We start from the raw sequence: 12,819 nt of genomic DNA on the forward strand, positions 1-12,819 counted from the left end.
CCTCCCTCAGATCACGCCGAGGTCGCGGCCGACCTCTTCGAAGGCGGCGATTGCCCGCCGGACGTCCTGTTCGCTGTGTGCTGCCGACATCTGCGTGCGGATGCGCGCCTGGCCCTTCGGCACCACCGGGAAGGAGAAGCCGATGACATAGACGCCCTTCTTCAGCATGCGCGCCGCCATCTCCTGGGCGAGTGCGGCATCACCGAGCATCACCGGGATGATCGGGTGGCCCTCACCGGCCAGCGTGAAGCCGAGCTTGGTCATCTCGGTGCGGAACAGCGCCGCATTGGCATAGAGCCGTTCGCGCAAGGCATCGCCGTTGTCGATCAGGTCGAACACCTTCAGCGAGGCGGCGGCAATGACCGGCGCCAGGGTGTTGGAAAACAGATAAGGGCGCGAGCGCTGCCTGAGCCAGTCGACGACTTCGGCCTTGGCCGAGGTGTAGCCGCCCGAAGCGCCGCCGAGCGCCTTGCCGAGCGTGCCGGTGATGATGTCGATCCGGCCCTCGACGCCACAATGTTCGGCCGAGCCGCGGCCGTTCTTCCCGACGAAGCCGACCGCATGGCTGTCGTCGACCATGACCATGGCGCCATATTTGTCGGCGAGATCGCAGACGCCCTTAAGATTGGCGATGATGCCATCCATCGAGAAGACGCCATCGGTGGCGATCAGCTTGAAGCGGCTGCCCTCGGCCTTCTTCAGCTCCTCCTCCAGCGCCGCCATGTCGTTGTTGGCGTAGCGGAAGCGCCTGGCCTTCGACAGCCGCACGCCGTCGATGATCGAGGCGTGGTTGAGCGCATCGGAGATGATCGCATCCTCTTCGCCGAGCAGCGTTTCGAACAGGCCGCCATTGGCATCGAAACAGGAGGAATAGAGGATCGTGTCTTCCAGCCCGAGGAAGGACGAAATGCGTGCCTCCAGCTGTTTATGCTCCTCCTGCGTGCCGCAGATGAAACGCACCGAGGCCATGCCGTAACCGTAACGGTCGAGCGCCTGTTTGCCGGCCTCGGCCAGTTCCGCGTTGTCGGCAAGGCCGAGATAGTTGTTGGCGCAGAAGTTGAGCACCCGCTCGCCCGAGGCGACTTCGATCTCACCCGCCTGCTTCGAGGTGATCACACGCTCCGACTTGTACAACCCGGCCGTCTTCAGGCCTTCGAGTTCTGAACGGAGATGGGTGAGAAAGGCTGAAGTCATGGCGCTCTCGCTTCAAGAAAACATCGCGTGCCTGACGAGTATCATGACGGCTTTTGACTTGCAGCAAAATCCGGCGCTCGGCCGCATCCAGCGTAAAAACGACAGGCCATTTCAAGGCGCGATGGCGGGCCGGACATATTATGTCGCGAAGCGCTTCGCCACAGACATTTTCCGACGACGGAGACGCGGGGCCTACCGCCATCACCCGTCGAGATACCCGTCGATGACCGCCAGAAATGCCTCGCCGTAGCGTTCGCGTTTGCTTTCGCCGATACCGGGAATGTCGAGCAGTTCATCGAGGTCGCGCGGGCGTTCCTTGGCAAGCGCAATCAAGGTCGCATCGGGGAAGACGACATAGGGCGGGACGTTCAGATCCTTGGCGATCGAGAAGCGCTCGGCGCGCAGCAGTTCGAAAAGTTCGAGATCGGACCCGGCCAGATCGGCCCGTTCGCGCTGCGATCCCGACTTGGCGCCGCGCGCCGCCTTGCCCGAGGTCGGGCGGTCCTTGCGGAAAAACACCTGGCGCTCGCGCTTGAACACCGCACGCGCCTCCGCCTCGAGCTTCATCGCGCCGAAGGCCGCGTGGTCGACGCTGATCAGGCCCGCCGCCAGCAATTGCCGGAAGACCGATTGCCAGGTGCGAGCCGGCAGGTCCTTGCCGGCGCCGAAGACGGGCATGTCGACATGGCCGAAGCGCTCGGTCTTCTCGTTGACCGTGCCCATGAGCACATCGACGACATGGCCGGTGCCGAAGCGCTCGCCGGTGCGATAGACCGCGGCCAGCGCCTTGATCGCCGCTTCCGTCCCGTCCCAGGTCTCGACCGGCTTCAGGCAGGTGTCGCAATGGCCGCAACGGCCGGGATGGGCCTCGCCGAAATGCGCAAGGATCGCCTGGCGGCGGCAGCCCGCCGTCTCGCAGATCGCCAAGAGCGCGTTGAGCTTGCCGCGCTCGATGCGCTTGATGTCATCCGCCGCTCCACCCTCGTCGATCATCCGGCGGCGCTGCAGCACATCGGCCATGCCATAGGCCATCCAGACCTCAGAGGGCTGCCCGTCACGACCGGCGCGGCCGGTCTCCTGGTAATAGGCCTCCACCGATCCCGGCAGGTCGAGATGGGCGACATAACGCACGTCGGGCTTGTCGATGCCCATGCCGAAAGCGACGGTCGCAACGAGGCAAAGGCTCTCTTCTTTCAGGAAGGCGTCCTGATGCCTGTCGCGGAGCATGCGGTCCATGCCGGCATGATAGGGTAGCGCCCGGATGCCTTGCGCGTTCAGCCATTCGGCCGTGTCCTCGACCTTTGCGCGCGACAGGCAATAGACGATGCCGGAGGCCCCTTTGAAGCGGGAGAGAAAGCGCAGCAATTGCTGGCGCGGCTGGTCGCGCTCGACGATTTCATAGGCGATGTTCGGCCGGTCGAAGCTGGTGGTAAACACCTCGGCATTGCTGAGCGCCAGCCGCTCGACGATGTCGTCGCGGGTGTGCGGATCGGCGGTGGCAGTGAGCGCGATGCGCGGCACGCCGGGATAGCGCTCGGCTAGCAATCCGAGCGCGCGGTACTCGGGGCGGAAATCATGGCCCCATTGCGAAACGCAGTGCGCCTCGTCGATGGCAAAAAGCGCGATTCGGGCATTGCCTATGAGATCGGCGAAGCCGTCGGTGACGGTCCGCTCCGGCGTCACATAGAGAAGGTCGAGCGTACCGTCGTGGATCTGGCGCCTGACCGCAATCGCCTCCTCGCGCGTCAGCGACGAATTCAGCGCAGCCGCATTGACGCCAAGCTGTTTCAGCGCCTCCACCTGATCGCGCATCAGCGCGATCAGCGGCGAGACGACGACACCCAAACCGGGCCGGCAGAGCGCCGGGATCTGGAAGCAGAGCGACTTGCCGGCGCCGGTCGGAAAGAGAACGACGGCATCGCCGCCAGCGGTCACATGCTCGACCACTGCCTGCTGCTTGCCGCGAAAGGCGGAATAGCCATAGACGCGTTTCAGCACGTCGAGCGGTGCCTGGCCGGCTTCGTCGAAGGGCTTGCTGGCAGCGCTTCTTGAGGGCGTCGCCCTTTCGACGAACTCCATCACATCTCCTTCGGGAATCAGCTTAGGCCATCATGGCCAGATGCGCAGGCAATGCCATAGCCCTTGCCGCAACTGAAGAGACAAGGGCTGTTTTTCCCCGCAGGCCCTGCTGCGCTTCACCGGGGATTGCCCCGACAGCTTGACCTTGATAACGCATCGGTACTTTAGTGGCGCGCAGAAATCGGGACGTGATTATGGCAAATATTCTAGCGGCGAGCGGCGGCGTCAAGCAGATCATCTGCATCAACTGGGGTACGAAGTACGGCGCACCGTTCATCAACCGGCTCTACGCCATGGTGGCGCGCAACATCACCCCGCCCTTCACCTTCACCTGCTTTACCGACAATCGCGACGGCCTGCGTCCGGAAATCCTGTGCGAGGATTTGCCGCCGCTGGACATCGGCGAAATGCCCAAGAACACGCCCGGCATCTGGCAGAAGTCGCGGCTGTGGGGGCCGAAGCTCGGCAATCTCAAAGGCCCCGTCCTGTTCCTGGACCTCGACCTGGTCATCGTCGGATCGCTCGATGGTTTCTTCGAGAAGGGAGAACCGGACGACGTCATCCTCGCCCGTAACCAGACGACGCCGTTCGAGCGCCTCGGCCAGACCTCGCTGTTTCGCTATCCAGTCGGCAAGCTGGTGCCGTTGCAGGAGAAATTCCGCGCCGACCCGCAAGGCATTGCCGACGAATACCGTTTCGAGCAGCGCTTCGTCACGCGCAATGCGCCGGGCGGGACCAAACTTTTCCCCCGCCGCTGGGTCCTGCATTTCCGGCAGGACTGCCGCCGGCCGTTCCCGCTCAACTTTTTCCTGGCACCCCGACTGCCCAAGGACGCGCGCGTCGTGCTGTTCCCGCGCAACCTCCTGCCGCAGCATGCGATCGAAGGCCGCTTCGGCAAGAAGGACAAGGTCTCCACCCCGCTTGGCCATATCCTCGGGCTGTTTGCATCCGACCGTTACGAGAAGAATGCGTTTCGCTATCTCCGGCACTACCTTCGCCCATCGCCATGGGTGGCCGATCATTGGCGCGAATAGTCGAGACTTCGCCGAGAACAGGCCTGCTTTCGCTGCGGGGAAAACCCAGCAGCTAGCGCGCCGCCGGCCCCTTCACGCGGCCTGAAAGCACGCCGAAGCCCTCGATGATCGCTTCCTGGTTTTCAAGCCGCGTCACTTCGTGCTGCACTTCCTGAAGCGTGCGCAAAAGCTGTGGCACGGCTTCGAGGTCGCCCTCCTCGGTCGCATAGGCCAGTTCGCGTTCGAGCTCGCGCACCTGCCAGTGCAATGCCTTCGAGCGCTGGTGCAGTGCCAGCGCCTGCAGATAGCCTTCGCGGGCGTCCTCGGGCGCGGCCGCCGTTGTCGCGGTCCAGAGCCGCGCATAGCGGATCTGCTGGTCGATCGCGGTAATCAGCGCACCAAAACCCTCCGCCTGCAATTGTTCGAGCAGATCCTCGCGGTTCAACCGCGGCCCCTGCGCAGCCGCAGCGTTCAGCACCGCCGCCCAGCAGCGCTGCAGCTCGCGGTGGTCGAACTCGATCGTCGAGATCTCGTCATATTCGTCGAACAGCAATTGCGGGTGGTTGACGATGGTGAGTGCCAGAACGCTCTCTCTCAGAAGCGGCGCCACCTGCTGTCCGCTGACCAGTGTCGAGCGCGCCAGCCGGTCGGAGATTGCCGTCGGCCCGCTCGCATTCGGCCCCCGGGGCTGACCGGCACCGCGTGCTCCGCCGCCACCGCCTTGGCGAACGCCGCGTTCAAACGGGCGCCGCTCGCCCCGCCCTGCCCCTGAGGATTGCAGGAAGGCGTGAAGCCGGTCGCGCATGTCCTGGCCATAGTGCCGGCGCACGCTTTCGTCGGCGATCACGGATGTCACCTGCTTCAGCCGTGCTTCGAGCTCGGCGCGCTTTTCCGGCGTGTCGAAAGCGCCGCCCTGGACCTCGCGCTGCCAGACCATCTCGGCGAGCGAACGGGCGTTGGCGAGCACCTTGTCGAAAGGCCCACGGCCCTCCTGACGCACGAGGTCGTCGGGATCCTTGCCGTCCGGAAGCATGGCGAAGCGGACCGAACGACCGGGCTTCAGATGCGGCAGCGCCAGGTCGACGCCGCGGTTTGCGGCACGAATGCCTGCCCCATCGCCGTCGAAGCAGAGCACCGGCTGCGACGTCATCTTCCACAAGAGATCGAGCTGGTTTTCGGTGAGCGCCGTGCCGAGCGGCGCAACGGCGTTTTCGACGCCTGCCTGATGCAGCGCGATCACGTCCATGTAGCCTTCGACGGCGATGATCGTTCCGGCCGCATCGTCCTGCCCGACGTCACGTGCGGCTCCTTGCGAAGCACGGCGCGCGCGGGCGAAATTGTAGAGCACGTTGCCCTTGTGGAAGAGCTCGGTCTCGTTCGAGTTCAGATACTTGGCCGGTGCGTCCGGCGACATGGCGCGGCCGCCAAACGCGATGACCTTCTCGCGCGACGACAGGATCGGGAACATGATGCGGTCGCGGAACCGGTCGTAGGAAACCGGCACGTCCGGCCCGTGCACCACGAGGCCGCAGGCCTCGATCTGTTCCTTGCCGACACCCTTGCCGGCGAGATGTTCCTTGAGCGCGTTGCGGCTGTCGGGCGCGTAGCCCAAACGAAAGGTCTCGATCGTGCGCCCCGTCAGCCCGCGCTCGCGCAGATAGGCGCGCGCCTTGGCGCCGTTGGCCGTCTGGAGTTGGTCCTCGAAGTACGCGGTCGCCAGCTCCATCACGTCGAGCAGGCTTGTACGTTCCTTCTCCCGGCGCTCTGCCTGCGGATCCGGTTGCGGCATGGCAACGCCCGCCATGTCGGCGATCTGCTGTACGGCTTCGGGAAAGCTCAGGCCTTCGAGATCGGTGAGAAAGCGGAAGTGGTCACCCGAGACACCGCAGCCGAAGCAATGGTAGCGGCCCTTGCCGTCCTCGCAGTGAAAGCTCGGCGACTTCTCGCCGTGAAAGGGGCAGCAGGCCCAATAGTCGCCGCGCGAGACGTTGGTCTTGCGCCGGTCCCAGCTAACGCGCTTGGCAATCACGTCCGAAATCGGAACGCGATCGCGTATCTCGTCAAGAAAGGACTGTGAAAAGCGCATGGATACCTCTGGTCGATCCTCCATATAGGCGGCATGGCCGGCGGGCGCTACAACAGTGATCCTGCTTGCACGCTATTCACAGGAGCGAAACGGGAATCGCACGCCGGACGCCCAATCAAAAGTTGTGTATGAATATTTTCTGAAGACCAAAAGTAGCACTTGACACCCCTTTGACGAAAAGGATCAATTCGCCGTCTCGAATTGGATCACTTGCCATGGCCATTTCCGTCAACGTGCTCGCCTCCAGTCCGGCTTTCTTCGGCGCGGTGCTGAGCTATGCGCGCGGCATGGTGGAGATGTATGCGGCAAACCCGCGGCTCGCCTCGATCTTTGCCTCGCAGCAGCGCTGGCTGATGGCCCAATCCGGGCTTGCACTTCATCACGACCGCGATCCGGATGATCCCTCGAGCGGCCTCTACAGCGGCCGTTTCATCAACTATGCCGTCATGCACGGGATCGCCAGCCGCAACACCGCGGCATCCTTCGTGCAGGAAATGGTTACCTACCGCTTCGCCCGCTACATCACGGTGCAGCCAGACAAGCGCAGCCGGCCGCTGGAGCCTACCGAGGCAGCACTCGACTATGTCTGGAAATGGATGCAGTCCCATCTGGCCATCCTCGACGCCTTCGATGGCCAGTCGCGGCTGGCACGGCTAAGCGAAGAGCAGGCCCAGTTCGGCCGGCTGCAGGCCGCCGTCGCCCACGCGCTTGTCGGCAACGACACGGTCCGTCGTCCAGGCCCGACCTTCGACCTCTTCACCTGGGTCAATTCCGGGGGCGTGGTGATGGACGATCTCTTTTCCCGCATCGGCGCCTTCGACCCCGAGGCAGAGCGCCTCGCCATCGGGCCGGTTTCGCCGAGCGATCTCAGCGAACGCTTCATCATCTCCAAGACCCACCTCAAGCGGATCTTCGACAAGGCAGCCCTTTTGGGCAATATGGGGTGGGAGCGGTCGCCCGGACGCGGCGCGGTCTGGCTGTCCAAAGCCTTCATCCGTGAATACTGGGATTATCAGGCGGAGAAGTTCGCGCTCATCGATCGCGCATTCGAAGCGACGTTTCCGGCGAAAGCCGAGGTGGCGACGCCCGTCTTATCGCAACGGGCGGCGGCACTGACTTGAGCGGAGCTACTTGAGCAGTTCCTTCACCAGGCCGGAGGCCTTGGCGAAGTCCATCTGGCCGGGGTAGCGCTCCTTGAGCACGTTCATGCACTTGCCCATATCACGCAGGCCATGTGCGCCGGTTTCGGCGATGACCGAGGCGCAGAGTTCCTTCACCTTTGCCTCCGGAAGCTGGGCCGGCAGGAACTGGTTGATGATGACGATTTCCTCACGCTCCTGCGCGGCAAGCTCCGGCCGGCCGGCGTCGTCGTAGATACGAGCCGATTCTTCGCGCTGCTTGATCATCTTGGCGAGGATCTGCAGGATTTCGTCATCGCTGACCGGGTCCTTGCCGAGGCCCCGATTGGCAATGTCCCGATCCTTGATCGCCGCCTGGATCAGCCGCACGGTCGAGGTACGCCGTGCGTCCTTGGCTTTGAGGGCTTCCTTCAGTGCGTTAGCGAACAGGTCGCGCATGTCCATACTCCATGTCAAAACCGGCCCGCGGTGCTCTGCCCGGAACCGGTTCGAAACCATCGTTGTTGTCGTCGTCTTAAACCAGTGTGACAGGCGCAATCAAACGGAATACGCAACCGCTTGAATTATAAGGAATTTTATTTCCCGACAATTCACAGCGGCCGGTTGACCCGGCTAAGCGCTTTGGGTATTTTCCCGCACCTGCACAACATCGGCATGAGAGCACTTTTCCGCGGGGTTTCCGCGCGTCCATGCCTGAGCAAAGAAATGGCGATCGACTGCCGGGCTTTCAAGCCCCCGCTTCGCGCCGCAACGGGATAGGAACGATGACCGCGACACCCGCATGGACCACTGAAAAACCAACCGCACTGCTCGTTCTGGCCGACGGCACCGTGATCGAGGGCAAGGGCATCGGCGCGACCGGCAAAGTGCAGGCGGAGGTCTGCTTCAACACGGCGCTGACGGGCTACCAGGAAATTCTGACGGACCCCTCCTATCTCGGCCAGATCGTCACCTTCACCTTCCCGCACATCGGCAACATCGGCGCCAATGACGAAGACATCGAAGACCTGACGCCGGCAGCACGCCACGGCGCGGTCGGCGTCATCTTCAAGGCCGACATCACCGAGCCGTCCAACTACCGCGCCGCCAAGCACCTCGACGCCTGGCTGAAGGCCCGCGGCATCATCGGCCTTTGCGGCATCGACACCCGCGCCCTCACCGCCTGGATCCGCGAAAACGGCATGCCGAACGCCGTCATCGCCCACGACCCCTCGGGCGTCTTCGACATCGAGACGCTGAAGAAAGAAGCCAAGGCCTGGAGCGGCCTCGAAGGCCTCGACCTTGCCAAGGTCGCGACCTCCGGCCAGTCGTCGCGCTGGGACGAGCAGCCCTGGGTCTGGAACGAAGGTTATTCGACGCTCGGCGAAACCGATGCCGCCTACCATATCGTCGCGCTCGACTACGGCGTGAAGCGCAACATCCTGCGCCTCTTTGCCGGCCTCAACGCCCGCGTCACGGTCATGCCGGCCACGACCAGCGCCGACGAAGTGCTGGCGCAGAAGCCGGACGGCATCTTCCTGTCGAACGGCCCCGGCGACCCGGCAGCAACCGGAAAATACGCCGTGCCGGTCATCCAGGACCTGCTCAAGACCGACATCCCGGTCTTCGGCATCTGCCTCGGCCACCAGATGCTGGCGCTGGCACTCGGCGGCAAGACCGAAAAGATGCACCAGGGCCACCACGGCGCCAACCATCCGGTCAAGGACCACACCACCGGCAAGGTCGAGATCGTCTCGATGAACCACGGCTTCGCGGTGGATTCGAAGTCGCTGCCGCAGGGTGTTGATGAGACTCACATTTCGCTCTTCGACGGCACCAATTGCGGCCTGCGCGTCGCCGGCAAGCCGGTGTTCTCGGTCCAGCACCACCCGGAAGCCTCCCCCGGCCCGCAGGACAGCCACTATCTCTTCCGCCGCTTCATGAACCTCGTGCGCGAGAAGAAGGGCGAACCGGCGCTCGCAGAGCGCTAAGCGACCGATCGAGACAAGCTTCGAAGGCCCGCTCCTAGCGGGCCTTTTCTTTTCGAGCATGCGCCTTCGCTGCCGCCCAGCCTCACTCTCCTGGCAGATGCGTGACGATGAAGTCGACGACGGCGCGAACCGACGGCAGTTGCCCGCGCCGATGCGGCATCAACAGCGTCGTCGTCACGCTGCCTGCCTCCCAATCGGCAAGCACACGCACAAGACTTCCAGCCTCGATTGCCGCCCGACAGATCTTTCTCGGTAGCGCGGTGATGCCAAGACCGGAGACGGCGGCCTCGAGCAACACGTTGGATTCGTCTGCGAGGAACCGCGGCATGGGGCGCACCCTGACGACCACGCCCGCGTCGTTGCGCATCGTCCATCCCTCCGAGGTCAGGGAGGCCAGCAGCCCGTCGTGGCGCGAAAGGTCGCTCGGTTCGCGCGGGTGCCCGCGATTTTCCAGGTAGGCGGGCGCTGCCACGAGCAGGATGGCATCGTTTGCCACCCGCCGCTGCACCATGCCGGAATCGGGCAACGGTGCGAAGTGATCGCGCACTGCGATGTCGAAGCCCTCCTGCACCACATCGACGAAACGGTCCGTCGCGTGCAGCATCACCCGCATCTTGGGATAGGCCTGCGCCAGCGGCGGCAGCAGCCCCGCCAGCATCATCTGAGCCGTCGGCACAGAGGCGGTGATCCTCACCGTTCCGCTCGGTTCGGCAAGGCGCCCCTTGACGATGGCTTCGGCCGCTTCCGCCTCTATCAACATCGCCGAGGCATGCCGGTAGAAATCCTCGCCTATCTCCGTCACGGTGAAGCGACGCGAAGTTCGGTTGATCAGCCGGACACCAAGCGTCTTTTCCAACTCGGCCACGCGCTTGCTCAGCGTCGATTTCGGCACGTTCAGCGCCCGCGCCGCCGGCGCGAACCCCTTGTGATCGACCACATGGGCAAAGACGATGAAGTCGTTGAGATTGCGCATCGCGGGCCTCCAATGTCTACAAGCGTGGACGATACATCCACGTTTGCCCGTCTTACGCAATATCGTCCACGAAATTATCTCTTCCTCATCGAAGCCTGATATCGAAGGAAAAGACAATGGGTATCTATCAAAACAAGAAAGCCGTCGTCATCGGCGGCACGCATGGCATGGGTCTGGCGACGGTCGAGCGGCTCGTCGACGGCGGCGCCGAGGTGCTTCTGACCGGAAACAACGAAGAGAACCTCGCCCGGATCCAGCAGCGCTTCGGCGACCGCGTTCATGCGGTAAAGTCAGATATCGCCGATCTCGGCGAGATCGCTGTGCTCGGGGCGACGGTCGGGCAGAAACTGGGTTCGATCGATCTCCTGCACGTCAACGCCGGCACATCGCTGCTCGAGCCATTCGACCAGGTGACGGAGGCCTCCTACGATCGCCAGTTCACCATCAACACCAAGGGTGCCTTTTTCACCGTCCAGCGGCTGGCGCCTCTGATCCGCGACGGCGGCTCGATCGTCTTTACCTCGTCGGTTGCTGATGTCGGCGGCCATCCGGGAATGGCGGTCTATAGCGGCAGCAAGGCGGCGCTGATCTCGTTTGCCTCCGTCTTTGCCGCCGAGCTTCTGCCGCGCGGCATAAGGGTCAACTCGGTCAGCCCCGGCTTCATCGATACGCCGACCAAGGGCGTGGCGGGCGTCACCGACGCCGAACGTGCCGAGTTCAAGGCGCTCGGCGATGCGATCACCCCGATGGGCCGCAACGGCACGGCGGACGAAGTCGCCCGCGCCGTGCTGTTCCTCGCCTTCGATGCCACCTTCACCACCGGCGCACGCCTCACCGTCGACGGTGGCCTCGGCCAGCAATTGTCGCCGGCGGCCTGAAGCGGGCCAGAGCGGGGAACCAGGAGCGGAGAATCACGATGTCCAAATCCATCGCCATCATCGGCCTCGGCGCCATGGGCACGGCACTTGCCAAAACCCTCATCGACGCGGGCAACACCGCCACCGTCTGGAACCGTACGTCCGCGCGGGCCGACGCGCTGGTTGCCCGCGGCGCTCGCCGGGCAGCAACGGTCACCGAAGCCATTGCGGCCAGCGATATCCTCATCCTATGCCTCACCGACTACGCCGCCGTCGAAACGACGCTGGCAGATGTCGGCCCCATGCTCGCAGGCAAGACCGTCATCAACCTCACCAACGGTCGCCCGGATGAAGTCCGGGCGGTCGCGGCCCGCCTTGAAGCGTACGGCGCACGCTATCTCGACGGAGGAATCATGGCGACGCCGCCGATGATCGGCACACCGGATGCCTTCATTCTCTGTAGTGGCAGCGCCGATGCTTTCGAAAAAACCAGGGAGCAATTGGCCGCCTTCGGCCAGAGCCACTATCTCGGCGAGGATCCTGTTCTCGCCGCGGTCAGCGACCTCGCCTTGCTGTCGGCGATGTACGGTCTCTTCGGCGGCTATCTGCACGCAACGGCGCTCGCCGGCAGCGTCGGCTTCACCGCGAAGCAGTTCCTGCCGCTGGTCGAGCCCTGGCTTGCCGCGATGATGACGGCGCTGCCTGATTATGCCGAACGGATCGACAGCGGCGACCACGCCCGCGACGTGATGTCGAACCTCTCAATGCAGTCGGTGGCGATCACCAACATCGTTGCCGCAAGCCGCAGCCTGGGCATCGATCCGGCCTTCATGGAGCCGATCGAAAGGCTGGCAAAGAAGCGCCTCGCCGCCGGCTTTGGCGGCGACGAGGCCTCCGGCCTCATCGAGGCGATACGGGGCAAATAGAGGGCGGCCCCAGCGGTCCGGATGCAAGCGCACGCCGATGATGCTCGCCAGCGCGCCGCAAGCAAACAACAAGCAGATGGCCCGCGGTCGAAACGCCGCGGGCCATCTGCTTGTTGTTGACCCTCGGCCACCCTTCGCGCATCCTCACCGCAACTGGAGGTGACGATGATTACAGGTCCACAGTGCCGCGCCGCCAGGGCGCTGATCGAAATTTCGCGCGAAATGCTTTCAAGCTTTTCCGGCGTCGACGAGGAGACGATCCTCAAGTTCGAGCGCAAGCTAGAGAAACCCGGCGACGCCGTGATCCTCTCGTTGAAGCATGCGCTCGAAAATGCCGGCGCGGTGTTTCTGCCGGAGGGCGAACGCGGCATCGGCGTACGGCTGAAGTTCACCCGCTCAGAGGCCCGCCGCCTCTCGATCCTCGAAAGCGAGGGTGGCATCGTTGGCGACGACGAGGTTCCCGGCGCCTGAGAATGAAACCTGATTTCAAGGCCTTAGCCGGCTGACTTGAATCAGTATGGCCAACGGTTGAATCGGTTTACGAACGAAAAAACCCGCCGTTGCCGGCGGGTTCTTTTTTTG

At 63.8% G+C, this 12,819-nt stretch carries 11 protein-coding genes; 6 read left to right on the forward strand and 5 right to left on the reverse strand.

From position 1 onward, the window contains the following. Window positions 1-6: 6 nt before the first annotated feature. The gene (locus tag IB277_RS11790; protein ID WP_192370998.1) at window positions 7-1,194 is read right to left on the reverse strand and encodes a glycine C-acetyltransferase; all 1,188 of its coding nucleotides are present in this window, start codon (window positions 1,192-1,194) and stop codon (window positions 7-9) included. Window positions 1,195-1,395: 201 nt separating this feature from the next. Next, complete coding sequence (gene recQ, locus IB277_RS11795) at window positions 1,396-3,273, reverse strand: DNA helicase RecQ (RefSeq protein ID WP_090298522.1); 1,878 nt, start codon at window positions 3,271-3,273, stop codon at window positions 1,396-1,398. 194 nt (window positions 3,274-3,467) lie between these two features. On the opposite strand from recQ, the gene IB277_RS11800 reads away from it, so the two are divergent. Next, window positions 3,468-4,307, forward strand: coding sequence for a glycosyl transferase (locus IB277_RS11800; protein ID WP_210336605.1), 840 nt, complete (start codon window positions 3,468-3,470; stop codon window positions 4,305-4,307). Window positions 4,308-4,359: 52 nt separating this feature from the next. Here the strand turns inward: IB277_RS11800 and dnaG are convergent, their stop codons facing one another. After that, complete coding sequence (gene dnaG, locus IB277_RS11805) at window positions 4,360-6,372, reverse strand: DNA primase (RefSeq protein WP_090298520.1); 2,013 nt, start codon at window positions 6,370-6,372, stop codon at window positions 4,360-4,362. Between the two features lie 215 nt (window positions 6,373-6,587). On the opposite strand from dnaG, the gene IB277_RS11810 reads away from it, so the two are divergent. Then, window positions 6,588-7,493 carry a hypothetical protein gene (locus tag IB277_RS11810; RefSeq protein WP_246812725.1) on the forward strand — a complete coding sequence of 302 codons (906 nt, stop codon included), beginning with the start codon at window positions 6,588-6,590 and terminating at the stop codon, window positions 7,491-7,493. Between the two features lie 6 nt (window positions 7,494-7,499). Here the strand turns inward: IB277_RS11810 and IB277_RS11815 are convergent, their stop codons facing one another. Next, window positions 7,500-7,949, reverse strand: a complete 450-nt coding sequence (locus IB277_RS11815) for a GatB/YqeY domain-containing protein (RefSeq protein ID WP_090298517.1) — start codon at window positions 7,947-7,949, stop codon at window positions 7,500-7,502. Between the two features lie 326 nt (window positions 7,950-8,275). Between IB277_RS11815 and carA the strand changes: the two genes are divergently transcribed. Beyond that, window positions 8,276-9,481, forward strand: coding sequence for a glutamine-hydrolyzing carbamoyl-phosphate synthase small subunit (carA, locus tag IB277_RS11820; RefSeq protein WP_034788670.1), 1,206 nt, complete (start codon window positions 8,276-8,278; stop codon window positions 9,479-9,481). 82 nt (window positions 9,482-9,563) lie between these two features. On the opposite strand, the gene IB277_RS11825 is transcribed toward carA, so the two are convergent. After that, window positions 9,564-10,454 carry a LysR substrate-binding domain-containing protein gene (locus IB277_RS11825; RefSeq protein ID WP_060606786.1) on the reverse strand — a complete coding sequence of 297 codons (891 nt, stop codon included), beginning with the start codon at window positions 10,452-10,454 and terminating at the stop codon, window positions 9,564-9,566. 116 nt (window positions 10,455-10,570) lie between these two features. Here IB277_RS11825 and IB277_RS11830 point away from each other — a divergent pair, with 116 nt between their 5' ends. The 3 genes from IB277_RS11830 (at window position 10,571) to IB277_RS11840 (ending at window position 12,708) form a co-directional block, all read left to right on the forward strand. Next, window positions 10,571-11,332 carry an SDR family oxidoreductase gene (locus IB277_RS11830; protein ID WP_089044985.1) on the forward strand — a complete coding sequence of 254 codons (762 nt, stop codon included), beginning with the start codon at window positions 10,571-10,573 and terminating at the stop codon, window positions 11,330-11,332. A 38-nt stretch (window positions 11,333-11,370) separates the two neighbouring features. After that, window positions 11,371-12,237 (forward strand): NAD(P)-dependent oxidoreductase, encoded by an 867-nt coding sequence (locus IB277_RS11835; protein WP_090298514.1) that lies wholly within the window; start codon window positions 11,371-11,373, stop codon window positions 12,235-12,237. Between the two features lie 165 nt (window positions 12,238-12,402). Continuing rightward, entirely contained in the window at window positions 12,403-12,708 is a 306-nt protein-coding gene (locus IB277_RS11840; protein ID WP_060518687.1) for a hypothetical protein, read from the forward strand. Window positions 12,709-12,819 lie beyond the last annotated feature (111 nt).

This window comes from Ensifer sp. ENS07 (genome assembly GCF_014852185.1).
GTDB classification, from domain to species: domain Bacteria; phylum Pseudomonadota; class Alphaproteobacteria; order Rhizobiales; family Rhizobiaceae; genus Ensifer; species Ensifer adhaerens.

Bases quoted from the DNA above. Each gene is read 5' to 3' on its own strand.
- IB277_RS11835 (WP_090298514.1), top strand. From the start codon at position 11,371: ATGTCCAAATCCATCGCCATCATCGGCCTCGGCGCCATGGGCACGGCA.
- IB277_RS11800 (WP_210336605.1), top strand. From the start codon at position 3,468: ATGGCAAATATTCTAGCGGCGAGCGGCGGCGTCAAGCAGATCATCTGC.
- carA (WP_034788670.1), top strand. From the start codon at position 8,276: ATGACCGCGACACCCGCATGGACCACTGAAAAACCAACCGCACTGCTC.
- dnaG (WP_090298520.1), bottom strand. From the start codon at position 6,372: ATGCGCTTTTCACAGTCCTTTCTTGACGAGATACGCGATCGCGTTCCG.
- IB277_RS11810 (WP_246812725.1), top strand. From the start codon at position 6,588: ATGGCCATTTCCGTCAACGTGCTCGCCTCCAGTCCGGCTTTCTTCGGC.
- IB277_RS11830 (WP_089044985.1), top strand. From the start codon at position 10,571: ATGGGTATCTATCAAAACAAGAAAGCCGTCGTCATCGGCGGCACGCAT.
- IB277_RS11840 (WP_060518687.1), top strand. From the start codon at position 12,403: ATGATTACAGGTCCACAGTGCCGCGCCGCCAGGGCGCTGATCGAAATT.
- IB277_RS11790 (WP_192370998.1), bottom strand. From the start codon at position 1,194: ATGACTTCAGCCTTTCTCACCCATCTCCGTTCAGAACTCGAAGGCCTG.
- recQ (WP_090298522.1), bottom strand. From the start codon at position 3,273: ATGGAGTTCGTCGAAAGGGCGACGCCCTCAAGAAGCGCTGCCAGCAAG.
- IB277_RS11815 (WP_090298517.1), bottom strand. From the start codon at position 7,949: ATGCGCGACCTGTTCGCTAACGCACTGAAGGAAGCCCTCAAAGCCAAG.
- IB277_RS11825 (WP_060606786.1), bottom strand. From the start codon at position 10,454: ATGCGCAATCTCAACGACTTCATCGTCTTTGCCCATGTGGTCGATCAC.